General features: G+C 65.7%; 25 protein-coding genes and 1 pseudogene. 12 read left to right on the top strand and 14 right to left on the bottom strand.

Translation table 11 applies throughout. From position 1 onward, the window contains the following. The first annotated feature begins 8 nt into the window (after window positions 1-8). From ACX80V_RS18155 to ACX80V_RS18165, 3 genes are all read left to right on the top strand, one after another. Window positions 9-599 carry a dihydrofolate reductase family protein gene (locus ACX80V_RS18155; protein ID WP_485844320.1) on the top strand — a complete coding sequence of 197 codons (591 nt, stop codon included), beginning with the start codon at window positions 9-11 and terminating at the stop codon, window positions 597-599. A gap of 73 nt (window positions 600-672) precedes the next feature. After that, window positions 673-999, top strand: coding sequence for an ArsR/SmtB family transcription factor (locus ACX80V_RS18160; RefSeq protein WP_058929841.1), 327 nt, complete (start codon window positions 673-675; stop codon window positions 997-999). Beyond that, on the top strand, window positions 996-1,757 hold the full coding sequence (locus ACX80V_RS18165; protein ID WP_485844321.1) for a cation diffusion facilitator family transporter: 762 nt from the start codon (window positions 996-998) through the stop codon (window positions 1,755-1,757). The genes ACX80V_RS18160 and ACX80V_RS18165 overlap by 4 nt, the downstream gene beginning before the upstream one ends. A gap of 28 nt (window positions 1,758-1,785) precedes the next feature. On the opposite strand, the gene ACX80V_RS18170 is transcribed toward ACX80V_RS18165, so the two are convergent. After that, the gene (locus ACX80V_RS18170; RefSeq protein WP_485844322.1) at window positions 1,786-2,535 is read right to left on the bottom strand and encodes a DUF1444 domain-containing protein; all 750 of its coding nucleotides are present in this window, start codon (window positions 2,533-2,535) and stop codon (window positions 1,786-1,788) included. Window positions 2,536-2,781: 246 nt separating this feature from the next. Between ACX80V_RS18170 and ACX80V_RS18175 the strand changes: the two genes are divergently transcribed. Beyond that, entirely contained in the window at window positions 2,782-3,165 is a 384-nt protein-coding gene (locus ACX80V_RS18175; RefSeq protein WP_485844323.1) for a hypothetical protein, read from the top strand. A gap of 49 nt (window positions 3,166-3,214) precedes the next feature. Here ACX80V_RS18175 and ACX80V_RS18180 read toward each other — a convergent pair whose 3' ends face one another. The 6 genes from ACX80V_RS18180 to ACX80V_RS18205 all read right to left on the bottom strand — a co-directional run bounded on the left by ACX80V_RS18180 (window position 3,215) and on the right by ACX80V_RS18205 (window position 10,144). Then, on the bottom strand, window positions 3,215-4,285 hold the full coding sequence (locus ACX80V_RS18180; RefSeq protein ID WP_485844324.1) for a LacI family DNA-binding transcriptional regulator: 1,071 nt from the start codon (window positions 4,283-4,285) through the stop codon (window positions 3,215-3,217). Between the two features lie 43 nt (window positions 4,286-4,328). Next, window positions 4,329-5,210, bottom strand: coding sequence for a glycerophosphodiester phosphodiesterase family protein (locus tag ACX80V_RS18185; RefSeq protein WP_485844325.1), 882 nt, complete (start codon window positions 5,208-5,210; stop codon window positions 4,329-4,331). 10 nt (window positions 5,211-5,220) lie between these two features. Then, a complete protein-coding gene (locus ACX80V_RS18190; RefSeq protein WP_485844326.1) occupies window positions 5,221-7,005 on the bottom strand; it encodes an ABC transporter permease in 1,785 nt (594 codons plus the stop codon). Next, window positions 7,002-8,132 (bottom strand): ABC transporter ATP-binding protein, encoded by a 1,131-nt coding sequence (locus ACX80V_RS18195; protein ID WP_485844327.1) that lies wholly within the window; start codon window positions 8,130-8,132, stop codon window positions 7,002-7,004. The genes ACX80V_RS18190 and ACX80V_RS18195 overlap by 4 nt, the downstream gene beginning before the upstream one ends. A gap of 59 nt (window positions 8,133-8,191) precedes the next feature. Beyond that, entirely contained in the window at window positions 8,192-9,277 is a 1,086-nt protein-coding gene (locus tag ACX80V_RS18200; RefSeq protein WP_485844328.1) for an extracellular solute-binding protein, read from the bottom strand. 348 nt (window positions 9,278-9,625) lie between these two features. Next, window positions 9,626-10,144, bottom strand: coding sequence for a GNAT family N-acetyltransferase (locus tag ACX80V_RS18205; protein ID WP_485844329.1), 519 nt, complete (start codon window positions 10,142-10,144; stop codon window positions 9,626-9,628). Window positions 10,145-10,187: 43 nt separating this feature from the next. On the opposite strand from ACX80V_RS18205, the gene ACX80V_RS18210 reads away from it, so the two are divergent. Both ACX80V_RS18210 and ACX80V_RS18215 read left to right on the top strand, forming a co-directional pair. After that, window positions 10,188-11,009 carry an alpha/beta fold hydrolase gene (locus ACX80V_RS18210; RefSeq protein WP_485844330.1) on the top strand — a complete coding sequence of 274 codons (822 nt, stop codon included), beginning with the start codon at window positions 10,188-10,190 and terminating at the stop codon, window positions 11,007-11,009. A gap of 118 nt (window positions 11,010-11,127) precedes the next feature. Then, window positions 11,128-11,547: a methyltransferase family protein gene (locus ACX80V_RS18215; protein ID WP_485844331.1), complete on the top strand. Its 420-nt coding sequence runs from the start codon at window positions 11,128-11,130 to the stop codon at window positions 11,545-11,547. Window positions 11,548-11,730: 183 nt separating this feature from the next. On the opposite strand, the gene ACX80V_RS18220 is transcribed toward ACX80V_RS18215, so the two are convergent. From ACX80V_RS18220 to ACX80V_RS18240, 5 genes are all read right to left on the bottom strand, one after another. Next, window positions 11,731-12,606: a potassium channel family protein gene (locus ACX80V_RS18220; protein WP_485844332.1), complete on the bottom strand. Its 876-nt coding sequence runs from the start codon at window positions 12,604-12,606 to the stop codon at window positions 11,731-11,733. A 152-nt stretch (window positions 12,607-12,758) separates the two neighbouring features. Further along, window positions 12,759-13,601, bottom strand: a complete 843-nt coding sequence (locus ACX80V_RS18225; protein ID WP_485844333.1) for an efflux permease Rv1217c-related protein — start codon at window positions 13,599-13,601, stop codon at window positions 12,759-12,761. 68 nt (window positions 13,602-13,669) lie between these two features. Further along, entirely contained in the window at window positions 13,670-13,999 is a 330-nt protein-coding gene (locus ACX80V_RS18230; RefSeq protein WP_485844334.1) for a hypothetical protein, read from the bottom strand. A gap of 50 nt (window positions 14,000-14,049) precedes the next feature. After that, the gene (locus tag ACX80V_RS18235; protein WP_485844335.1) at window positions 14,050-14,958 is read right to left on the bottom strand and encodes an ABC transporter ATP-binding protein; all 909 of its coding nucleotides are present in this window, start codon (window positions 14,956-14,958) and stop codon (window positions 14,050-14,052) included. 300 nt (window positions 14,959-15,258) lie between these two features. Next, window positions 15,259-15,930, bottom strand: coding sequence for a hypothetical protein (locus ACX80V_RS18240; protein WP_485844336.1), 672 nt, complete (start codon window positions 15,928-15,930; stop codon window positions 15,259-15,261). A 253-nt stretch (window positions 15,931-16,183) separates the two neighbouring features. Between ACX80V_RS18240 and ACX80V_RS18245 the strand changes: the two genes are divergently transcribed. The 4 genes and pseudogenes from ACX80V_RS18245 to ACX80V_RS18260 all read left to right on the top strand — a co-directional run. Next, window positions 16,184-17,443, top strand: coding sequence for a serine/threonine-protein kinase (locus tag ACX80V_RS18245; protein WP_485844337.1), 1,260 nt, complete (start codon window positions 16,184-16,186; stop codon window positions 17,441-17,443). After that, window positions 17,440-17,967: a hypothetical protein gene (locus tag ACX80V_RS18250; RefSeq protein WP_485844338.1), complete on the top strand. Its 528-nt coding sequence runs from the start codon at window positions 17,440-17,442 to the stop codon at window positions 17,965-17,967. Before ACX80V_RS18245 ends, ACX80V_RS18250 begins: the two co-directional genes overlap by 4 nt. Before the next feature lie 166 nt (window positions 17,968-18,133). Then, window positions 18,134-18,550 carry a GNAT family N-acetyltransferase gene (locus tag ACX80V_RS18255; RefSeq protein ID WP_485844339.1) on the top strand — a complete coding sequence of 139 codons (417 nt, stop codon included), beginning with the start codon at window positions 18,134-18,136 and terminating at the stop codon, window positions 18,548-18,550. Between the two features lie 318 nt (window positions 18,551-18,868). Continuing rightward, window positions 18,869-19,250, top strand: a pseudogene (locus tag ACX80V_RS18260) (dihydrofolate reductase family protein); the annotation flags it as partial. Window positions 19,251-19,316: 66 nt separating this feature from the next. Here the strand turns inward: ACX80V_RS18260 and ACX80V_RS18265 are convergent. Together ACX80V_RS18265 and ACX80V_RS18270 are read right to left on the bottom strand one after the other, a co-directional pair. Next, window positions 19,317-20,312, bottom strand: a complete 996-nt coding sequence (locus ACX80V_RS18265) for an aldo/keto reductase family protein (protein ID WP_485844340.1) — start codon at window positions 20,310-20,312, stop codon at window positions 19,317-19,319. Between the two features lie 11 nt (window positions 20,313-20,323). Then, window positions 20,324-21,391 (bottom strand): LacI family DNA-binding transcriptional regulator, encoded by a 1,068-nt coding sequence (locus ACX80V_RS18270; protein WP_485844341.1) that lies wholly within the window; start codon window positions 21,389-21,391, stop codon window positions 20,324-20,326. A 134-nt stretch (window positions 21,392-21,525) separates the two neighbouring features. Here ACX80V_RS18270 and ACX80V_RS18275 point away from each other — a divergent pair, with 134 nt between their 5' ends. After that, on the top strand, window positions 21,526-21,771 hold the full coding sequence (locus ACX80V_RS18275) for an alpha/beta fold hydrolase (protein ID WP_485844342.1): 246 nt from the start codon (window positions 21,526-21,528) through the stop codon (window positions 21,769-21,771). Then, a complete protein-coding gene (locus ACX80V_RS18280) occupies window positions 21,759-21,935 on the top strand; it encodes a hypothetical protein (protein WP_485844343.1) in 177 nt (58 codons plus the stop codon). Before ACX80V_RS18275 ends, ACX80V_RS18280 begins: the two co-directional genes overlap by 13 nt. Window positions 21,936-22,114 lie beyond the last annotated feature (179 nt).

The following is a 22,114-nucleotide window of genomic DNA, read 5'->3' on the forward strand; positions in this document are numbered from 1 at the left end:
ATGGGCGCATGAGCCGAGTCACGTGTGATCTGACCATCTCCCTCGACGGCTTCGTCGCCGGTCCGAACCAAAGCCCTGCGGAGCCGCTGGGCGAGAACGGCGAACTCCTGCACCGGTGGATGTTTGAGGAACCCGAGGCCAACGCGGCCGCGATCGAAGGCATCCTCGAAGCCGGCGCCTACATCATGGGCCGGAACATGTTCGCAGGTCCCGGGGCGTGGGATGAGGACTGGCGGGGATGGTGGGGTGAGGAGCCGCCCTATCACGCACCGGTTTTCGTTCTCACCCATCAGCCACGCAAGCCCCTGCAGATGCAGGGCGGCACCACGTTCAATTTCGTGACCGACGGGATCGAATCGGCGCTGGCCCAGGCGCGGGAGGCCGCGGGCAGCAAGGACGTGGCCATTGCCGGCGGAGCAAAGACCGCCCAGCAATTCCTGTCGGCTGGCCTGATCGACGAGCTGCGGCTCCACACCGCGCCAATGCTCCTGGGAGCGGGCGAACGGCTGCTCGACGGCGTCGCGAACCTCACGCTGGAGCCGACGGAAGTGAGCGGCACCGGTCTCGTGACGCACGTGCGGTACCGGGTCATCCACTAAAACGGGCTGAGTGGTGTGGGAACCGGCTCAGTACACAATTGCGTGAATACATCCTTGGATGTACTTTTTTGGTATGGAAACGCTCGCTCATGCACCGGTATTGGCACGGTTCGGTTACGCAGTCTCGGACCCAACGCGGGCCCGGATTCTGTTGGCCCTGGCTGACGCGCCGGCCTATCCTTCCGATCTTGCCGACACCCTGGAAGTTTCGCGGCAGAGCATGTCCAACCACCTGACGTGCCTGCGCGGCTGCGGCCTGGTGGTCGCCGTCCCTGACGGGCGGCGAAGCCGGTACGAGCTGGCGGATGCCCGGTTGGGCCACGCAGTCAGGGATCTGATCGGCGTGGTGCTCGCTGTGGATCCGGCCTGCTGCGCGCCGGACGGAACGTGCCTGGCATGACGGCGTTACTAAACCCGCTGGCGCCGGAGCGCCGTGCGGTCCTGACCCGTCGGATCCGGCTGTTCGCCGCGGCGACGATCACCTACAACCTCGTTGAAGCGGTCGTAGCCCTCTGGGCCGGCGGTGTCGCGGACTCCTCGGCGTTGATCGGGTTCGGGCTGGACTCAGTCATCGAGGTGGCCTCCGCCTTGGCGCTGTCCTGGCAGTTCTCAGCCAAGGACCCGGAACGTCGAGAGCATCTGACCCTGCGGATCATCGCGGTGTCCTTCTTCGCCCTCGCCGCGTTCGTCACGGTCGATGCCGTCCGGGCCCTTACGGGTGGCGGGGAAGCACAGCACTCAACGCCGGGGATCGTTATCGCTGCCCTGAGTCTGGCCATCATGCCCGTTTTGTCCTGGCTCCAGCGCCGCGCGGGGCGCGAGCTGGGCTCCCGGACCGCGGTGGCCGACTCAAAGCAGACGCTTCTGTGCACGTATCTATCTGCCGTCTTGCTGGTCGGGCTTGTCCTGAACAGCACTCTGGGCTGGTGGTGGGCCGACGCCGGGGCCGCACTGGTCATCGCCGCCATCGCCGTCCGGGAAGGCACCAATGCCTGGCGCGGAGACGTGTGTTGCGTCGTCAGTCATGCCGGCCAGGGCGTAGCTGCGGCAAGCGACCCCGACGAATGCTGCGGCATCAGTGCCGTCGACACGTGCTGCCCAGAAGGAGATGGCTTCCCTATTGGTATGTCTAGTCAGGCCGATAGGTCTTGCGCCTAAAGTCCGATTCCGAGTTTCGCCAGCGTAGCTAGAGGATGCTGGCGAGTTCCTCCGGGACGAACAGGTGGACGCTTTCACCGTCGTGACCGGAAATGGGCTGCACGGTAGTGCCGTCCCACCAGTACAGCAGCGGGCTGAGCGCGGACGGGTGCTGGGACTGAATGATTCCCGTGACGTTTATCATCGCGGAAATGTCCGTGATGCTCGTGGCCTCGGTGACCAGATGAAGGCAAAGGATGTTGGTGGCCGGGATGCTCAGCAACGCCCCGAGCGGTCCGGCCTTGTAGCCGAGCAGTTCAACCAGCCTGTCCGGGTAGGCCAGCCATGATGCCTGGTAGACCGATTCTGTTTCAAAGATCAGGAAGGATCCTTCGTCGAGGCTCATGTCTGCTGGCTGACCTGGCCCCTGGGCGATTAGATTCTTCAGCGCAGCGTCCCAGACGATATCTGCCCAGCCGGCGGCTTCGATCTGGGGTGCGCCCAAGTAGGTGACGGACCCCGGGGAGTCCAGCGCCACTAGGAGGGAGACCATGGCAACGTCTCGGGCGTAGGCGTAACGGGAGGGATCATTCTGTTGTGAACGGGCCAGAGTTTCAGGGGAGACGACTTTGGGGTAGACCCGGTTCAGCAGTTCCTCTGCTGTTACGTTGGAACCGCCAGCGTCACCGCTGATGACTGCGCTGAAGTGCTGCTCGACCATGCCCTTCCAATCCCGTTCGGGCAGCGCCGCGGCCTTCCGTGCCACGGCAAAAAGTCCGTACTTGCGGTCTTCTGTCACGGAAAGGTGATCCCCTTCCGCTGCCGCGGCGACACCCAGCCGGCCAAGTACTTTTTCCTGGAGAACAGTCCCATGCAAGCGTCTCGTTTCACGAAGGGTGTGAGTGGTTCGTCTTCCGCGCTGTCAGTGCGGAGTCTGGTTGAGCAACGTTGAGGCAAATCATGCAGGGCGGATCCACCACTTGGTAACCCACGCCCTGCGGACCTGGCGATAGGGTGGAGCCATTCCACGACGAAAGGTAAATCGATGGGTGACACTATCCTGTCGCTCGGTCTGCATCCGAGCGCCGTCGACCTCAGCCGCCACCCGGAGATCACCCAGGAGATGCTGTCGACCCGGATCGCGGCGGGCGAGGAGGCAATGCGCGAGGCGGGGTTCGACATCGTGCCGTGCCAGGTTTCAGCCGACCTTGACGAGGCCGAAAAGATGGTCCGCGAATGCCTTGCCGTGCGACCGGTCCAGGTGGCGATGATCGGCGCGGGTGTGCGCATGGCCGGGGAGCACACCCTGCTGTTCGAGCGCGTCGTCAACCTGCTTAACGAGCTAGTCCCCGGCATCGTGTTCTGCTTCAACACCTCTCCGGAGACCACCATCGACGCACTGCGCCGAAGGGCGCGCCCCAGCAACTGACGCGCCCCGGCAGCAACTGAGACGACCGGAAACCCCGTCGAGGCTTTGTTTACGCCGCCGGGCCCAGCGTTGCCCCGGGTACGAATTCACCGGTGAATTTTTCGTGCCGGACCTCGGTCCCGCCCCGGTTGCTCATGAGGCTCTCAAGGACGTCGACCCCGCGCGCCGCGACTTGCTCCACCGGGATGCGCAGCGTCGCCAGTCCGATCAGGTCCAGGCCCGGGATGATGCCGTCGCAGCCCGTCACCGATACGTCGCCGGGGACATCCAGGCCGGCGGTGCGGGCCGCCCGGAGGAAGATCATGGCCCGGTTGTCGTTGGGGAACATGGCGGCTGTTGCCCCACCGTCGCGGACAAGGTCCAGGATCCGGGCGATGCCAGCCTCCGGCTGGCCGAAGGCGTCGGTCTCGACCCTGTGGACCGTCAGCCCGCGGCCTTCCAGATGGACCGCCATGGACCGGCCCCGGCGGTTCTCCGCGGTGGAGACCGACACCGTCGGAATCAGCACTGCCACGGACCTGTGCCCGGCCGAGGCCACCTTGTCTGCGAGCATGGCCCCGTGGACGTCCTCGTTGTAAGACACTCCGTGGATCCGGGGATGGTCCTCCACCCTGCCCACCGATACCACCGGCACGCTGTCCAGGAACGGTTCCAGGTCGGCCGCCTTGATGACACCGGTGGAGACCAGCAGCCCGCCGACCCGCAGTCCGAGCATGCGGCGCAGGGCAGCGAGTTCGTCCTCCGCCCCCTCTTTCCAGTGCGGCACGGCCGTGATGAGCTCCAGCCCGTGGCCGCTCACCGCTTCCTGCACCAGGGAATGCAGCCGGCCGTACGCCGGATTCCGCGGATCGCGAAGGAGCAGGCCCACCAGGTCGGAGCTGCGCTTGGAGAGCCCCTGCGCCATGGCATTGGGAACATAGCCGAGTTCGCGCACGGCCCTGAATACCTTGTCCCGCGTCGCGGCGGCGACCGGCGGGTTGCCCACCAGGACACGGGAGACTGTTGCCCGGGACACGTTGGCGGCGCGCGCCACATCTTCCATCCGGATCTTCAGTCCCTCGCGCGGTACCACCGCGTCCCCCCGGGACTGATCCCCCGCCGTCGTCCGTGTCCTCGGCATCCTCGGCTCCCCTTACCCTTGCTCGTTCGATCCGGTCCTCACTCTATTGCTTCCCCGCCCCGGCCAGTGCCAGCGGCGCCTGCTGCCGGTTTCGGTAGGGAACCAGCAGGCCCGGCCAGTCCGTCTGGATGATGCCGGCCCCTACCGCCATCAGCTTGCCCCAGCCGTCGTCGGGCGATCCCAGCACGGAAACCTCGTCATCCCAGCCCGCGAAGAGCGGCACCCTGTTGCTGAGGTTGATCGCGTTCAGCAGCGCGAAGAGACCCTGCCCGTGCAGCCAGTCGAGGTAGCCGGCGTCGGCGAATTCATGGTCCGGCGACGGGGCCAGCAGCTCCATGCCCACGGTGTTGATTCCGTCAGCGGCCAGCACCTGCAGCACCTCCTCGTGGGACCTGACGATCGGCGCGTACGGATACTTCACCGGATGCGCGGCGAGCACGTCCAGCAGCTCCGCATCGACCGGCGACTTGAACAGCAGCCGGCCCGGCTCCGCGCGCCGGTCCAGGAACGGCAGCAGCCGCGGCCACGAGGCCCATGAACGGTCCACATTGAACAGCGTCTTCGGGTGGGACCGGAGCACGTCGTCCAGCCGCGCCACCCCATAGGGGGCGCCCGGGTGGGTGCACCACTGGTAGCTCAGGGCCAGGATCTGCGCCGTGGACAGCGTCCGGATGTTCTGGGCGATGCCGAAGTGCATCGGCTCGTAGCCGTCGTGGAACAGGAAGAAGTCACCGTCCGTGGATTCGACGACGTCGATCTCCACCATGTCCGCGCCCTGGGCCAACGCGGCGGTGATGGCTGGCTCGGTGTTCTCCGCGATGATGCCCAGCCCGGTGCCGCGGTGCACCGCGATCAGTGGCCGCCGCCTGGCGAAGGCCGCGTTAAGGGGCTCGTTGATCGGGGCGTAGATGCTCTGTCCAAACATGGTTGTTCCTTTAGTTTTGTGTCGTGACGGGTTCGACGGCGGTGCTCGCCGGCTGTGCGGCCGCCGCCCGTTTCCGGCGGCGTCCGGCAGAGCGGCGCCCCGCGGAGGGGCGGCCGTAGACCAACCACATGGTGGTCGCGGTGATCAGCATGAGCAGCACCGTGTAGACGAATGTCAGCGCCGTGCCGTCATTGAGCGTGTCCTCACCGGTGGCGTTCTTGATGACGATGCCCAGCGGCTGGTAGAGCGGGTGCGAGACGAAGACGGCGGTGTCGTAGTCGTCCAACAGGCTGTTGAAGTTCAGCGCCGCGATGGCTGCCGCGGTCGGTAGCACCACGGGCAGCAGCACCAGGCGGAAGGTTGTCAGCGGCCCGGCTCCCAGGATCGCCGCCGCCTCTCCGAGCTGGTCCGGCACGCCGGTGAAGGCCGCCTTAAGCATCCGCAGCGTGAACGGGATCTTGAGGATCACGTAAGTGATGCCCAACAGCGCCACAGTGCCGGTCAGCACGACGTTTCCCATGATCCAGCTGGCGTGGTCGTACGCGATGATCAGCCCCAGGGCAATCAGCGTCGAAGGCAGGATCCACGGGATGTGCAGCACGAATTCGATGCACGCGGTCACCTTGTTCCGGTGCTTCTGCAGCAGGCGCGCCACAAACAGCATGCCTGCCACCACCGTGATAGCCGCGAATGCGCCGTAACCGAGGGACACCAGGAACGGCCAGAACGCCTTGTAGTCGCTGAACACCAGTGCGTAATTCTTCAGGGTGAAGCTCTCCAACGTCAGGGTTCCCGAGCTGATCGCCGAGGCGCTGGTGAAGGAGAAAACCACGATCAGCAGCGGCGGCACCACATAGACGGCCAGCAGGGCGTAGGCGGCGGCGTGGACGGCCGCGTTGGCCCAGCGGTTCCCGATCTTCTGCTTCTTCATGGCCGTGGGGACCTTGGACACCGCGAAGTACGTGCCGCCCTTCTCCATCCGGTTCAGGACGGCCAGCAGCACCATGGTGGATACGCCGAGCACGATGGCCAGCGTGGCGGCCAGGTCCCGGGACGACGGGGAGTTGGCGAAGGTCAGGATCATGGGTGTGATGGTCTGGAAACCCGTGCCGCCGAGCACCTGCGGCGCTGCCAGCGCGCCCAGTCCGCCCAGGAACGTCAGGGTGGTGATGGCGTAGAGCATGGGCCGGATGGTGGGCAGCACGATGGTCAGCAGGACCCGCCAGGTGGAGGCGCCCATCATTTTGGCCGCCTCGACGGTCTGGAAGTCCACCCGGGCCAGCGCGTTGGTCATAAACAGCAGGTGGTTGCCGGTGCCGGCAACGGTCATCACGAACACCACGGCGGCCATGCCGGTGAACCAGGCCCGGTCCATGTCCGGGAACGCGCCAGCGAGCAGGTTGGTGATGAAGCCGTGCTCTCCGTAGATGATCTTGTAGCCGGCCACCTGGACGATCCCGCCGTAGATCAGCGTGGTGGCGTAGCCCAGGTAGAGGATGCGGGCGCCCTTGATGTCGAAGTACCGGGTCGCGAGCACAATGAAGACGCCCACCAGGTTGACCGTCACGGAGAGCACCATGGCCAGCAGGAAGCTGTTTTGCAGCGAGTCCATGGCCCGCCGAGAGGATCCCAGCCGCTCGAAGGCACGGAAGGACGGCTCGCCGGCGGGCATAAAGACTTCGCCGAACAGCCGCAGGTTCGGCCAGACGAGGAAGGCCGCGGAGAACCACAGCAGCACGGCACCGACCACGAGGAACAGGGGCGAGCGCAGCATCTTGCGTACGGACGTGTTCATCGGGCCGCCCCTGCGGGCATCGGCGCCTGCAGCGCCTGTTCCGACAGCGTCGGCGCCGGTTCCTGCGCGTTGGCGGCCGGGTATTGCAGCACGTCTGCCGGTTCGATGCTGACATCCACCCTGTCGCCGGGGGCGAAGCCGGGGTGCCCGGATTCCTGGATGATCCCCTTGACCACTCCCCCGTCGCGCACGCCCAGCTCCACCCGGTAGCTGCTGTAGACCCCGTGGTACTGCCGCGAGCGCACGGTGCCGGGCAGCGTGAGCCGGGCGCCGCCGTCGTACGCGTTTCCTGCCGGGGCGTGCAGCCCCACCTTCTCCACCCTGAGGTACGACGCCGATGCAGGGTTGAGCGGGGCGGTTCCCCTGGTGCCGCGCGGGTGGGCGGAGAGCGCGGCAACCGTTCCTGCGGCGAGCCGGTTAACATCGCCGATGAAGTTGCAGACGAATTCCGTGGCGGAGCGCATGTAGACCTCCTGCGGGGTTCCCACCTGCTCGATCCGGCCCTTGTTCATCACCGCGATCCGGGTGCTCATGGTCAACGCCTCGTCCTGGTCATGGGTGACGTAAACGGTGGTGATGCCGAACTGCTCCTGCAGTTCCTTGAGCTGGCCGCGCAACTGGTGGCGGAGCTTGGCATCGAGGTTGGAGAGCGGCTCGTCGAGCAGCAGGATCTTGGGGCGCAGCACCAGGGCGCGGGCGATCGCGACGCGCTGCTGCTGGCCGCCGGAAAGTTCGGTCACGCCCTTGCCCAGCTGGACGCTGTCGAGTTCCACTGCGTTGGCGATCTCGTCCACGCGGCGCGCGGTTTCGGCCTTCGACACGCCTGAGACCTTGAGGCCGAAGGCGATGTTCTCCCGGACGGTCATGGTGGGAAAAAGGGCATAGTTCTGGAAGACCATGCCGATCTGGCGGCGCTGGCTGGGCAGGTGGGTGACCCGGGCGCCGTCGACATAAACATCGCCGGCGGTGGGATCGATAAAGCCTGCCAGGGTGCGCAGGGCCGTGGACTTGCCGCAGCCCGAGGGGCCGAGCAGGGTGAAAAACTCGCCCTCCTCGATGGTCAGGTTGAACCCCGGGAGCGCGTGGAAGTCGTCAAAAACGACGTCGATGTTCTTATAGGTGATCATGGCGGTGGTCCTTCGCTCGGGTGCCCGGATTCCTCCGGGCACCCGAGGGCGGGAACTTCCTACTTTCGGTACTCGAGTTCGATTTTTTCGACCCAGGCGTCGATGTTTTGTGCCACGAGGGCCCAGTCGATGTCCTGCGGAGTGAAGGCTTCGGTCTGTTCGATGGCCTGCTTGTTGGCATCAGCGAGGGCCTGGGTGTTGGTCGGGGCAGTGAAGAACTCGTTGGACCAGGCGGCCTGCACCTTGGCGCTGCCGAACCAGTCGATGAAGTCCTGCGCGGCCTCTGCCTGGTCGGTACCCTTGACCATTGCCACGTGCTGGACGGAGAACGGCACGCCGACCTCCGGCTGGACGGCCTTGGTGGCGACGCCGTACTCGGCTTCGCGGCTGTTCTTGCCGGCGAGCCACATCTGGCCGGCGTCGACAGTACCGGCCTTCATCCGCGCGTAGAGGTCTTCACCCTTGACCGCGGTGCTGCCGTGCTCGAAGTAGGCGGCCATCTGGTCCCAGCCTTCCTGGCTGATGCCCAGCTCGCCGCTCGGATCAGCGTAGCGGGCCAGGATGCCTGAGTAGACCATCTGGGTGGTGGCACCGGTGGAGGCCCCGGGCACCTCGTACCGCCCCTTGAACTCGTCCTTGGTCCAGAGATCGGTCCAGTCCCGCGGGGCCGCATCGGCGGACGGGTACGCACCCTCGTTGTAGACCAGCATGATGGGCTCGCGGACAATCGGCCAGAAGGTCTTGTCCTCTTCGTCGCCCATCGCGGCGTCCACGTCGCCGGACCAGGCCGGGGTGTACGGCTCGAGCACATCTTGCGCTTTGAGCTTCTCGAAGTACACGTTGTTCATGCCGAAGGTCACGTCCGCGATGGGGTTGTTCTTCTCGGCGGTCAGGCGGTTCATCACGTCGCCGCCACCGAGGTCCACCAGCTCCAGGTCAAAGCCTGCTTGGGCGGCCTGGGCCGTCAGCCATGCGCCGCGCCCGTCGGAGACGGAGTTGCTGTAGACCACCAGGGTGGCGTTGCTGTCCGCGTTCGCGGCGGAATCCCCGGCGCCGGGCGCGCAGGCGGTCAGCAGGATCGATCCCGCGATCAGGGCGGATGCCGCCGTGAGGATGCGGTGTTTGGCGAAGGGTGGGACTTTCATTGCTTGCTCCGGTTTCTGCGCTTGTCGGGTGTATCCAAAGTCTGAATGTACGCGCGATCATTCTTGGGCGGGCTTTTCTCCGCACCGTTTGATTTGTGGGATGCACTCGAATGATCGCGCGTTCATAACGAGTGTGAAGGCAGTACTCAACCGCATGGCCAATCTCCGGTGAACCGAAAGTGAACACGTCCCCGAATGCACTGTTGCGTCGGTCACCTTGTTCGTCCTCACCCATCACCCACGCGAGGCACTGGACCTGCAGGGCGGCAAAACGGCAACGTCGCGGCCAAGTCCCAACCTCCGGTTACGGGAAACGGGTACTGAACACCGGCCTCACGTTGCAGCGAGTCAGGACCGGCGAGGCTTCCCGGCGGAGGTCCGCACCATGCGGATCTCGCGCACGCCGTCCTCCACATTCACGGTCCCGTCCGCCACGAACCCGTGCTTGCGGTAGAACGCCTGCGCCCGAGGATTTGGATCGGCCACCCAGAGCGCTGCCGAATCGTCAGGTCCGACGACGGTATCCAGGAGGGCGGCCCCGATGCCTGTCCCATGCTCAGCCGCCACGACGTACAACACGTAGAGGTGTGTGCCCCACTGCGACCCGGAGCTCTGCGAGGGCCCCGCCATCGCGATCCCGATCACTTCGCCGTCGCGCTCGGCCACCGCCACGCGGTTCGCGCGGTAGCGCTCATCGCTGAGCATGGCAGTCCAGAACCGTTCCCGGGCGGCGGGTAACCCGGGGTCGTCGAGGACGTGGTCCGCCATGACGCCGCCGTACGTCTCACGCCACGCCCGCACATTCACGCGCGCCATCTCGGCAGCGTCCTCGACACGCGCGTAACGAACCCTCACCGGGGTATCCATAGCGAAACTCTACCGAGAGCGGCTCGCGGCGTAGCCTGATTCTATGGACTCCGAAGTCCGCCACCTCACTCTCCGCACCGGCATCTCGGTGCCGTGCCTCATCCACGGCGACGCTGACGCAAAGCCGGTGCTGCTGCTGCACGCGTGGGGCGAATCCCGCGGCAGCTTTGACCGCCTGATACCCCTGCTGACCGGCCTCCGGGTCTACGCGCCGGACCTGCGCGGGCAGGGCGGGGCGGACAAGCCGGAGGGCGGCTATTCCCTGGCGGAACAGGCTGAGGACGCCGCAGCGATCCTGGACGCCCTCAACGTGCCGAGCGCCGCCGTCGTCGGCTCCTCAAGCGGAGGCTACGTTGCCCAGCAGCTCGCCATTTCCCATCCCCAAAAGGTCGCGGCGCTGGTGCTGGTGGGCGCTCCTCTGAGCCTCTACGGGCGGACCGCCTTCGCCGACGAAGTGGACAGCCTGATCGATCCCCTCGACGAGGACTGGGTACGGGCTTCCCTGTCCTGGTTTCCCCTCCTGCACGAAGTTCCGCAGTGGTTCATCGAGGACCGCGTACGCGACGGTCTCAGGATGCCCGCCCGCGCCTGGAAAGCCATCCTGAACGGACTCTGCGAGGCCACGCCACCCACGGAATCGGGAACCATCCACGCCCCCACACTGATCCTGTGGGGCGGGCAGGACAGCCTGCTGCCACGCGGCGACCAGGAAACCCTGGCCGCCCGGATCCCCGGCTCAGTGCTGAAGGCCTATCCCGATGTGGGACATATGGTGCTGTGGGAGTGCCCGGATCAGGTGGCAGAAGATACGACGGCGTTCCTCGCCTCCCTCTTTGACGCCCGCAAGCCATCGGACGTACTGTGACGGCCCGCTCTGCAAGCTCGCCAGCCAGGCGGTTGAAGGAGGTTTACGACAACCTCCCGCTGCCGCTGCCTACGTGGCCGCGCTGGCCCTGGATCTCCTCCTTGACCGGGTCCGTCCAATGCCGCTACCCGGCTCCCGCTCCCTCCACCGGATAGCGGGGGCGGCACTGCTGCTCGCCGGCGTCGGCCTGAATCTTTGGGCGCTGGCTGAACGGCGACGCCGCTCGGCGGGCCCCTTCGCGCTGGAGCGGCCGGTGGAGCTGGTCATCACCGGCCCGTATGCAATCACCCGCCATCCGATGTATGTCGGCTGGTGGCTCATCCAACTGGGCGCGGGAACCTTGGCCGGATCATCCTGGGTCCTCGCGACGCTGCCGGCCGAATTGCTTGTGGAACACCGCTTTGTCCTCGGCGAAGAGGCCATGCTGGCCGAGCTCTTTGGACGGTCCCACCGTGATTACGCGAAAACGGTTCCGCGCTACCTCGGGTTCCCGATGAGGCACAGTCCGCCAGATGCATTGCCCGCAAACTCGTGCTGACCTGAATGTGACAGGTGCTGTCCAGAGCGGGTTGTCATGTCTGAATGGGGAGTTCGGACCATTTCGGGAAATCATGAATCTGTTTTCACGAAAGACTGCAAAGTGCCGGGGCATTGCTGGCGCGGCGGGCTCGCTATTTAGCGGCAAGAGAACTCTTCAACGGGCATCGCGGGCGGCACTTCCTTAGTTCCGGCGGTGCCGGTGATGACTTTCGTAGCTTTGGAACACTTCTGAGGAGGTTTGGCCGGTGTGTCCGAATTTTCCGCGGAGGACCTCGGCCAGGTCATCCAAGGCCGCGTGCATCATCCGTCCGGCGAATTGCAGGTCGATGTTCGTGCTTGCCTGCGCTTCTGAGGCCAGTTGGTGCGCATACGCGACGGTGGCCGGCAGTGATCCTCTCTGCTGTGCTTCGTGGAAGTAGTACGTTTCGTTGAACGCCAGCAGGTCCATGCTGACCGTGGCTACACTTCTGGCGAATGATTCGAGCAAGGCAGCGGCATGTCCGGGTTCCAACGTCGACATGCCTTGCGGCCCGGCGGCCTGCCTGAACAGGTTCAGCTCGTGGGCAAGGGCGCGCCGCCGGCTGAGGGCGGGGTACGTCTGAAGAATCCAGGAGACCGTGGCCGTAAGCAACCCGAAGCCTGTGACGGCCTGCGCAGCGACGACGAACCGAAGTAATGGCGCCGCCGGAACTATCTCACCGAAGCCGACCGTGGAGAGGCTGACCATCGAGATATACATGGCCTCGGCAAGGTCCCCTCCATGGAGGACGCCCTCTGCGTAGACGAACCCGTCCGGTAAATGCGGTACATACACCAGCGCCCATCCCATGATGGACAAGGACGCCCAGGCGCCGATCACCGCCGCCATGGCGGCGGGTGCAGCGACGGTGGAGGCCCGGCCGGCGAATCGTCGGGACAGGAGCCACAGTGCACGCATGATGAGCCTGCACACGGGTCCCGTGCCGTGAGGATAGAGGAGCGTATGAAAGACATCTGCGGCCATCAGCAGAATCAGTCCCGCACCGATGACCGTCACCACAACGTCCGCAAAGTCCATGCTTCACCTTAGGCGTTGGGGTAGCTGCGCCGGAGTACCCGGGGCCCGGCAGGGATTGGATGCGACGGCGGGCACCCTTCAACTATTGAAAAGGGTGCGCCATGAAGGCACGCGGCCGGTGCCGCCTCTGCGGTCGGCATCACGGGTCGGCATCACGCGGTGAGGTCACGGCGCCGGAGCAGGTAGGCAGCGATCCCTGCCCCGGCGAGGGCGATGACGGTCATGGTCAGGGCAGGCGCGGGGTTGAAGGCTTCGACTGGCATCGCCGCGGAGTGACGGAAAGGGCTCGCGTCCTGCAGCCAGGCCGGCAGGCGCAGAAGTTCACCGAACTGGCCCAGGACAAGGCCGGCGGCCAGCATGCCCCAACCCAGTGGAATACTCACTCTGGGTGCCGCTGCCAAGAGGACCGCGGTTGCCGCGACGAAGACGACGGCGGCCGGGACGTGCGCCAAAGCGGCGCCGACCAGCAGGCCTGGCGGGCCGTTTTCCGCGCCGGCCAGGGCAAGACCGATGGTGGCTGCGGTCCCGGCGACGACGGCCACGACTACTGTCGAGGAGGCGGCAAGGACCAGGTTCGCGCCAAGCCACCGGGCCTTCGTTCTGGGTGCGGCAAGGAGAAGTTCGGCCCGGCCCTCGGCCTCTTCTGCACGGAGCCGCAGCACCGCCTGGATGCCGGCGGCTGCGGCGAGGACACCGGCGATGCCCAGCAAGGCTGCGGTGAAGACATCGATCATCCCTGCCCGGGCGCCCGGGACGAGCCGGTTGATCAGCTGCCGCAGGGAGTCATTGCCGCCGATCACGTCGCTGACCGCGGGCCCGAGGCCCCCAGCGATGCCTCCCAGGAGGGCTGCGGCGACGGACCAGCCGATCAGGGTGGGCAGCTGCTGGCGCCAGGCAAGGCCAAGGAACGAAGCACCCCCGGCCCCGGCGCGTTCCGGGCCCGCGCGTTCGGGCAGCAGGCTGGCACCCAGATCCCTGCGGCTCCTGAGTACCATGACCGCGCCGGCCAGGACGGCTGCGGCCGCGCACAGAGCCAGCACAAGGTTCGCCGCCCCGCCAAGGATCAGGTTGCCGTCAAAGACGTGGCGCGCCGGACCGGTACGGACCCGATCAGCTCTGCCCGTCCGAGCTCTTCATCGGCGCGGGTATGCCGGATGACCAGAAACGTGCTCATTAATCCTGCGAGCACGGCGGTGAAGGCGTAGCCGTGGAAGAACACCAACGCTCCGATACTGGTGCCGTCGGGCAGTCCGCGGATGAACCGGAACGCCGGACTCACCGCGGACATTCCGATGATCGCAGCCCGCTCGGACTCGTCTGCGAATTCCGTGGCGACCGCCCCTGCGATGGCAGACCCCAGAAAAGCGATGCCCAGAATCCATGCTGGCAGCACGATCCGATCCCTGCGCGCGTGAATCAACAGCAAAGTCATGACTCCAGACATCAGCGCACCTGCCCGTTGGAATCGCTGTAGTGGCTCAGGAACAGGGACTCCAACGACGGCGGCGAGACGATCAGTCCGCTGATCCCGGACGCGGCGACCACTTGCAAAACCGGGGCAAGGTCCGCTGGGTCCACATCAAACTCGACCACGTCCCCGTCGGTCCGAACCCCCTGGACGCCGGGCAGGGCTGCCAGCAGACCGGGATCAGCCCCCTCGATGCGGAAATGGGTGAGTTTCAGATGCCTCAGCTCAGCAAGGGTCCCCGATTCCACGGCCCTGCCCGAACGGATGATCGTCACCCGGCCGCACAGCTGCTCGACTTCGCTGAGGATATGGCTGGAGAGCAGGACTGCGGCGCCGTCCGCGCTGACGCGCCGGACCTGCCGGCGGAACACCGAATCCATCACCGGGTCCAGGCCGGCGCTGGGCTCATCGAGCAGATAGAGGCGGGCCGGGCGGGCGAACGCCGCGATCAGTGCCACCTTCTGCCGGTTTCCCTTGGAATACGTACGGGCCTTGCGCCGCGGGTCGAATTCGAACTCGTCGATCAGTTCCCGGCGCAGCCGCTCATCGGATCCGCCGCGCAGTCCGGTGAGCAGGTCAATGACTTCCCCGCCGGAGAGGTTCGGCCAAAGGCTCACGTCCCCGGGAACGTAGGCAACGTCCCGGTGGACCCCGACCGGGTCCCGCCAGGGATCCAGCCCGAACACACGCGCGGTTCCCGATGTCGGCCGGATCAGCCCGAGCAGCACCCGGAGGGTTGTAGATTTTCCCGCGCCGTTGGGACCAAGAAACCCGTGGACCTCGCCCGGACCAACGCGCAGATCAAGGTTGTCCAGTGCCCGGGTCCTGCCGAAAGTCTTCACGAGCAGGGTGGCGTCAATGACCGGTTCCGCTGCTGATGTCATGGTGGGTTCCGTTTCCTCAGTCCAGCGATAACGACCGAGGCGGCTGCCATGGCGTTCCGGGGCACAGCTTCCCGCGGGCCGACCAGGCTTCCCGGCTCTCCGATCCACAGCGTACGTCCGGCCAACCCGCCAGGGAAGAGCTACCGGTGCAGGCCCCGTCACGGCTGTGCGTTGAGCCGTTGGATGAACTCGTCCGCTTGGGCCTGGTTCCGGGCCATTTTGGCCCGCTGGTGGACGGCCTACTCCAAGAAATCCGAGAACGTCCGCGCGAGGGTCAAGGCCAGCGCATGTCAGTGCCCGTCAGGTCGACTTCACGGCACGCTGGGTGTCAGGGACGGATGCCGTCGGATGCTTCCACATGCTGTACGCCATGGGCAGCATGGCCACGAGAGCGGCGACACCGTGGACGTAGAACTGGACGGCGGACAGCGGGACAACACGCGACAGGGCCATGACAAGCAGCGCCACGACGACGACCCAGGTAAGCCAAAGGCTCAGCAGTCCGCTACGCGAGACGCTGATGGCAAAGCCGACCATCCCGACAGCAAATGTGACCGCCGCGGCGATCAGCAGCGGGATGAACCAGGGGAGCAGGGCAACTTGAGCCGCCCCGACGTCTCCGCCCGTTTCACTCGCGGCGAGCGGTGCGAACTCCATTGCCGGCAGCATCGCGTAGAGCGTGCTGCCGATGACGACGAAGGGCAGCGCGGCGGCGCTCCAGCGGTCTTCGCCTAGCTCGTGCAGGTGGCTTCTGATCGCGAGGAATGCCACGGCCAGGACTGCTGAAGCGACTCCCGTCGCCAAGTGCACAACCCCCCAGCGCGTAGGGTCGGCGGTGACCTCCGCAACCAACGCATCAATGTTCGGCTGTGGACCAGGCAGGTACGGGTGGTAACTGAGAGCGGCGAGCAGGATCACTGGCGCGATCGCCACGACGCCTGCGCGAAGCAAATGCTGGGCCTGGATAGACATGAGATGCCTCCTGCAGCAGGTACCACGCCGGGCTCCCTCTCACCGGAGTCGCGGTTCTGGAAACTCAGTATATGCCCGTGAGTCATGGGAGCGATGCGGGCGCCACTCGCCGGTTCCTTGAGGGTGCACCACATCGCCGGTTCCGGATTTCGACGGCCTTCCGGTGATGGCTGGCCTCACCTGGAGTGGCGAATATAGTAAGTTGCCTTATGATTTTGGTATATACATTGCCGCAGCGCCGGAAGGAACGGGTATGGTGGCGGAATCGCCGAGCTCCATCAGAATTGACGTGGTTGGCGGACGTTACCGGCTGTGCGAAGTGATCGGCCGCGGCGGCATGTCGTCCGTCTACCGTGCAGGGGATGAGAATCTGGGTCGGGACGTGGCCTTGAAGCTCTTCGCGCCCCAGGCCCCAGATGCGGACGAGTTGAAACGCCAGGAAGCTGAAATCAGGCTGCTGGCGACGCTGAACCATCCCAGCCTCGTGACATTGTTCGATGTCGGCGTCGACGCACGCATCCCGTGTGAGCCCCGGCCGTTCCTGACGATGGAACTGGTCGAGGGACAGGATCTGCGCAGCCGGATCAGGCACAGTGAAGTCCCCTTGGACGAGCTCGCCGTCATAGGAGCCGGCATCGCTGACGCACTGGCTTATGTCCACGGCCTCGGCATCCTCCACCGCGACATCAAGCCGGGCAACATCCTCTTGGTGCAGACCCGACCCGGGGAGCCACTGCGGGCCAAGCTCGCAGACTTTGGCATAGCACGAATCGCCGACTCAACACGCCTGACCGTTACTGGAGCAATGGTGGGCACCGCGGCGTACCTCAGCCCCGAACAGGCCATGGGCTCCCCGCTCACCCCTGCCACAGACATCTATTCGCTGGGGCTGGTCCTGCTCGAATGCATCAAGCAGACAATGGAGTACCCCGGCAGCGCTGTGGAATCTGCCGTGGCAAGGCTGCACCGCGCGCCCAAAATTCCCGCTGATCTCCCAGCCGAGTGGGCCAACCTTATCCGCTCGATGACGGCAATCGAGCCGCTGGAACGCCCGACAGCTGCGGACATCGAGACGGCGCTGCGGCAAGCCCTTGTCTCGCCGACATCCACTCCCGGCGAACTTGCACCGGAAACCACGCGTGTGCTGCCGGCCATGCCGTTCAGGACGCCGTCCGTCACAGCAGAATCGCCCTCCCCTGATCTGCAGGCCAGGCCAACCAACGAAGGCCCCGACGGCGGGTATTCCGCCACCGCCGTCCAGTCCAGGCTGGTGCCTGGTGCCGATCAGCCCAGCAGCCCCCGGGGAACGCGCCGACGGAAGTCATTCCGCGCGGGAAAGAAGGTGCGGCTCTGGGTAGTGGCCATCCCGGTCGTTCTCGCGCTGGCGGGCGGGGCCGCGGCACTGACAGCGGGCCAGGCGCCAGAGTCCACATCCGGCGTCGTGCCTTACCCTGCGGTGAGCGGCACGCTGGGTGACCACCTTCAGGAACTTCAGAAGAGTGTGGAACCATGACCCGCTTCCATTTCACGGGCCAACGCAGCGGAGCACGGGGAGCTGGCCTTGCCGCCGCCCTGGCGCTGGCCGCCTCGCTCGCTGGCTGCGGCCCGGCCGATACCGGCCTGCAGCGCGACACCGCCCACCAACTCCAGGAACTCGTGCTCGGCGTGAGCCAGGCAGCGGCCGCAAACGATCACACGGCCGCGCTCAAGACCTTGGACAGCCTGGAAGCGGACGTGGCGACTGCAGCCGGCAGCGGCCAGGTTTCCGAGGAACGGCGCCAGAGCATCATGACCGGCATCACCGCCGTCAGGTCCGACCTCAATGCCGCCGCAGAATCAGCCGCCGCGGCAGCGAACGCAGCTGAAGAAGCAGCGGTTGCCGCGGCAGAAGTGGAGAAAGCCAAGGCCGACGCGGAAGCCGCGCAGGCCGCCCAGGAAAACACTGCCCCCGTCGCGCCGGCCGCAACACCGGCACCAGTCCCGGTACCGGAACAGGGAAAAGGCGCCGAGGGGAAAGGCAAAAACAAGAACGGCTGACCGGCGAAGGGCACCGGGCCGGCCCGGGATCGCCTTGCGGATCGTTCCAAGGAGAAGACGGCGACTACGCTCGTGTGATGCCTGTTCTTATCACTCCTCCTGGCTGGAAGGATCCACGGAATTTGGCGGCGCCCACCGGGACGGTGGAGGCCCGGAGGACCGGTCCTTGGAAGAACTCAAAGATGCCCGGCCGTTCCGCCGCTTTGTCGATGCCCTCGTCAACGATGCCCTGCCGAAGAGCCCGCGCAAGCCGGGGTACGTGCCCTGCACCTACTTATGGATTGTGGAGGGTGATACGTTCCTTGGCTCCCTGGCCATCAGGCACGAGCTGAACGATTTCCTCCTCAACGAGGGCGGGCACATCGGCTACAGCGTGGGGCCTTCTGCTAGGCGTCGCGGCCACGCCGCTGCCGCTTTGGCCGACGCCCTGCCGATGTCCCGGAGACTGGGAATCGCCCGGGTTCTTCTCACCTGCGATGAGAATAACGCTGGCTCCGGGCGACTATCGAAAAGAACGGCGGCGTCTGCGAGGATACGCGCAACGGCAACGACGCTACTGGATCAACACCGTCTGACCGGTTGACAGCCTGCATCCGGCACCAGAGGGTGGACATTGCCGAAACATCCGTGGGAGGCCACGATACGGGCGCGGTCTGCATCGATTCTCCCGCTGGATCCGGCAAGCGTCAGCACTGCAGTGCCGCATGGATTCGCTGGTTCGATCAGGATCTCATCGGGACTTTCATGATGTTTCGCCACGATCCCATCATCCACTCACCCGACTCGAACACAAATGGCTGCAGGCGCTCGTGCTGTTGCAAGTCCCCCGCCACGGCCGACATTTCAATCCGATTCTGCAGAACCGTCGCGTTGGCCCGCTGCTGTCGAGCTACTTCCGCGCGCACATCCTGGGTGGGATGAGGAACGGCGGGGTGAGGAGCCGCCTTATCACGCACCCGTATTCGTCCTCGCCCATCATGCACGTGAGCCCCTCGAGATGCAGGGCGGCACCACGTTCAACTTCGTGACCGATGGGATCGAATCGGCGCTGGCCCAGGCCCGGAAGGTCGCCGGCAGCAAGGACGTGGCCATTGCCGGCGGAGCGACGACCGTCCAGCAATACCTATCGGCGGGGCTGATCGACGAGCTGCGGCTCCACATCTCGCCCATCCTCCTGGGTGCGGGCGAACGGCTGCTCGACGGCGTCGCGAACCTCAAGCTTGAACCGACGGAAATGAGCGGTACCCGCCTCGTTACCCATGCGCTACCGGGTAATCCGCTGAAAAGCTGACGCTTGATCGGCGGACACCGCTGGAGCGGACGTAACGGTACCCGCATGCGGGCTGCCGCTAGACGCGCGTTGCGAAGGACTCCACCTTGGCTGGATCCCGCTCGACGACGTCGCCCAGCACGCCGTCAATCCGGTCCAGAGTCTCCTGGCCCAGCGCGAGGTCAGCGGCCTTGACAGTGGCGTCGAGCTGCTCAGGTCGGCTGGCACCGACAATCGCCGCGGAAACGTTGGGGTTCGCCAACACCCAAGCCACGGCCAGGGTAGCCAGCGGCACACCGAGATCCGCGGCAATCGGCTTGAGCTTCTCCACGCGCTCCAGCACCTCGGGTTGCATGAACTTGTGCTCAGTCTTCAGCCCGCCGTCGTCGGCGGTGAAACGGCTGCCGGCCGGTACGGTGGAGGCACCGTACTTGCCGCTCAGCACGCCTTGGGCCAGCGGCGACCAGCACACCTGGGTGATCCCGAGCTCTTCGCAGACCGGCACCACTTCAGGTTCGATCACGCGCCACAGCATGTTGTACTGCGGCTGGCTGGAGACGAACTGGATGCCCAGTTCGGCCGCCAACGCGGCGCCCGCGCGGATCTCCGCCACGGTCCATTCCGAGACGCCGATGTAGTGGGCCTTCCCGGCACGGACGATATCCGCAAAGGCACCCATCGTCTCCTCGAGCGGGGTCTCGTAGTCATAGCGGTGCGCCTGGTAGACGTCCACGTAGTCCATCTGCAAGCGGCGCAGCGAACCGTTGATGGATTCCATGACGTGCTTGCGGGACAGGCCACGGTCGTTCTTCCCGGTGCCGGTTGGGAAGAACGCCTTGGTCATGACCTCGATGCCCTCGCGGCGCACACCCTTGAGTGCTTCGCCGAGCATCGTTTCGGCCTTGGTGCCTGCGTAGGCGTCGGCGGTGTCGAAAGTGGTGATGCCAAGGTCCAGGGCCTTGCGCACGCATGCCGTGGCAACATCCTGGTCCACGGTTTCGCCGTGGGTGGCCCAGTTGCCCAGCGCGATCGAGCTGACGTACATGCCGCTGTTGCCGAGTTTGCGATACTGCATAAAGTTTCCTTTCAGAGTTTGCCGGGGTGTCCGGCGGAATACTGAGAATCCGGGGAGGTAGGTGTTGTGCGCAGGGCGCGGGGCGGTGCGGTGGTCTCCCGTACCACTAGGCGTGCCGGACGGGCAAGGTTGGCCGCTTGCCCTCCATGCATGACCTCCAGGAGGATCCGGGCGACGTCCTGTCCTTGTTCGGCCACCTCGTGGTCCATCGTTGTCAGGCCCACGACGTCGCAGAGCTCGTGGTTATCGAATCCGACCACAGAGAAATCCCGGGGAACTTCCAGGCCTGCCTGGCGGAGGACCTTAAGGACCCCGAAGGCCATCTCATCGGAGGCTACAAAAGCCGCGGTCGGAGCGCGTCCAGCGACAAGCAGCCGGGACATGGCCGCCGCGCCCCCAGCGACACTGTTCTCATCGAATTGTTCAAGGGCGTCGTCCAGGGTCAGTCCGGCCTCGGCCAGAGCCTCCCGGTATCCCACCAGCCGCTCCAAGGGCGGCACACCGCCCAAATTGCTGCCCTCCTCATCACGGATGCCGATGAACGCTATCTGCTCATGGCCTAGGTTCAACAGGTGCCTCACAGCAGCCCGCCCGGCCCCGACGTTGTTCACAGACACCGATCCGGCACCCTGCGCTTGAGCCCCAAGCAAAGCCACCGCCTGCCCCTGGGAGGCGAGCGAATCCAGCTCCTCCCTGCTCGGCTGCAGGGCCATGATGATGACCCCGTCCGTACGGCCATGCAAATGCACGGTGCCGAAGAACCTCTGACGCTGTCCGGCAGTGGCGAGCTCGTAGAGGAGTACATCGAATCCGGCCTCCCGGAGCGTGTGCGTGGCCTCGCCAATGACCTTTCCGAAAAACCACTTGGCCAGCACCGGTACCACGATGCCCACGGTCATCGTCCGGCCTGTCGCAAGACGCGACGCAGCCGGGGATGCCGAATACCCTAGCTCATCGGCCGCCTTCTGCACGCGCTTGCGAGTTGCCGTCGAAACACCCGGAACGGAACGCAGCGCACGGGAGACTGTTGATACGGAGACCCCAGCACGTTCCGCCACTGATTCAACGCTTGCTACCATGCAACCTATGCTAGACAAGCATTCCGCAATAACGCAAGCGCTTGCAATGCGTTCAGCGCGTCGCTGACTCCAATGCCGACGCCGGGGACTCATACCCGGGCTGACCGGCTTCAGGGTCTACGCGCCGGACCTCCGTGGGCAGGGCGAGGCGGACAAAACTGGAGGGCGGGTATTCCCTGGCCGAACAGGCCGGCGACGCCGCAGCGATCCTGGACGCCCTCAACGTGCCGAGGGCCGCCGTCGTCGGCTCCTCCAGCGGCGGCTACATCGCCCAGCAGCTCGCCATTTCCCATCCACAAAAGGTTGCCGCGCTGGTGTTGGTGGGCTGTCCCCTGAGCCTCCACGGGCGGGCCCCTTCGCCGACGAATTGGACCGCCTGACGGACCCCCTCGACGAGGACTGGGTCCGGGATTCCCTGTCCTGGTTTACCCTGCTGCACGAAGCTCCGCAGTGGTTCGTTGAGGAAGCGGGAACCATCAACGCGCCCACGCTGATCCTGTGGGCGCAGGACGGCTTGCTGTCACGCAGCGACCAGGAACCCTAGCCACCCGGATCCCCGGCTCAGGGCTGAAGGTGTACCCCGGAGTGGCACATCTGGTGCTGTGGGAGTGCCCGGAACAAGTGGCGGAAGATACGACGGCGTTCCTCAGCTTGCTCGGTTGAGGTCAGGCACCAAACCAGCGGCCGCCGTCGTTATTCCCGACGGCGGCCGCCCGGCAGGCG

The organism is Pseudarthrobacter arbutini (assembly GCF_054510915.1).

What these genes read in the sequence shown, in the direction of transcription:
- ACX80V_RS18270 (WP_485844341.1), bottom strand. Translation starts at nt 21,391, where the DNA reads ATGGTAGCAAGCGTTGAATCAGTGGCGGAACGTGCTGGGGTCTCCGTA.
- ACX80V_RS18210 (WP_485844330.1), top strand. Translation starts at nt 10,188, where the DNA reads ATGGACTCCGAAGTCCGCCACCTCACTCTCCGCACCGGCATCTCGGTG.
- ACX80V_RS18250 (WP_485844338.1), top strand. Translation starts at nt 17,440, where the DNA reads ATGACCCGCTTCCATTTCACGGGCCAACGCAGCGGAGCACGGGGAGCT.
- ACX80V_RS18205 (WP_485844329.1), bottom strand. Translation starts at nt 10,144, where the DNA reads ATGGATACCCCGGTGAGGGTTCGTTACGCGCGTGTCGAGGACGCTGCC.
- ACX80V_RS18245 (WP_485844337.1), top strand. Translation starts at nt 16,184, where the DNA reads ATGGTGGCGGAATCGCCGAGCTCCATCAGAATTGACGTGGTTGGCGGA.
- ACX80V_RS18195 (WP_485844327.1), bottom strand. Translation starts at nt 8,132, where the DNA reads ATGATCACCTATAAGAACATCGACGTCGTTTTTGACGACTTCCACGCG.
- ACX80V_RS18180 (WP_485844324.1), bottom strand. Translation starts at nt 4,285, where the DNA reads ATGCCGAGGACACGGACGACGGCGGGGGATCAGTCCCGGGGGGACGCG.
- ACX80V_RS18190 (WP_485844326.1), bottom strand. Translation starts at nt 7,005, where the DNA reads ATGAACACGTCCGTACGCAAGATGCTGCGCTCGCCCCTGTTCCTCGTG.
- ACX80V_RS18185 (WP_485844325.1), bottom strand. Translation starts at nt 5,210, where the DNA reads ATGTTTGGACAGAGCATCTACGCCCCGATCAACGAGCCCCTTAACGCG.
- ACX80V_RS18215 (WP_485844331.1), top strand. Translation starts at nt 11,128, where the DNA reads ATGCCGCTACCCGGCTCCCGCTCCCTCCACCGGATAGCGGGGGCGGCA.
- ACX80V_RS18200 (WP_485844328.1), bottom strand. Translation starts at nt 9,277, where the DNA reads ATGAAAGTCCCACCCTTCGCCAAACACCGCATCCTCACGGCGGCATCC.
- ACX80V_RS18220 (WP_485844332.1), bottom strand. Translation starts at nt 12,606, where the DNA reads ATGGACTTTGCGGACGTTGTGGTGACGGTCATCGGTGCGGGACTGATT.
- ACX80V_RS18155 (WP_485844320.1), top strand. Translation starts at nt 9, where the DNA reads ATGAGCCGAGTCACGTGTGATCTGACCATCTCCCTCGACGGCTTCGTC.
- ACX80V_RS18235 (WP_485844335.1), bottom strand. Translation starts at nt 14,958, where the DNA reads ATGACATCAGCAGCGGAACCGGTCATTGACGCCACCCTGCTCGTGAAG.
- ACX80V_RS18165 (WP_485844321.1), top strand. Translation starts at nt 996, where the DNA reads ATGACGGCGTTACTAAACCCGCTGGCGCCGGAGCGCCGTGCGGTCCTG.
- ACX80V_RS18240 (WP_485844336.1), bottom strand. Translation starts at nt 15,930, where the DNA reads ATGTCTATCCAGGCCCAGCATTTGCTTCGCGCAGGCGTCGTGGCGATC.
- ACX80V_RS18265 (WP_485844340.1), bottom strand. Translation starts at nt 20,312, where the DNA reads ATGCAGTATCGCAAACTCGGCAACAGCGGCATGTACGTCAGCTCGATC.
- ACX80V_RS18225 (WP_485844333.1), bottom strand. Translation starts at nt 13,601, where the DNA reads ATGGTACTCAGGAGCCGCAGGGATCTGGGTGCCAGCCTGCTGCCCGAA.
- ACX80V_RS18160 (WP_058929841.1), top strand. Translation starts at nt 673, where the DNA reads ATGGAAACGCTCGCTCATGCACCGGTATTGGCACGGTTCGGTTACGCA.
- ACX80V_RS18175 (WP_485844323.1), top strand. Translation starts at nt 2,782, where the DNA reads ATGGGTGACACTATCCTGTCGCTCGGTCTGCATCCGAGCGCCGTCGAC.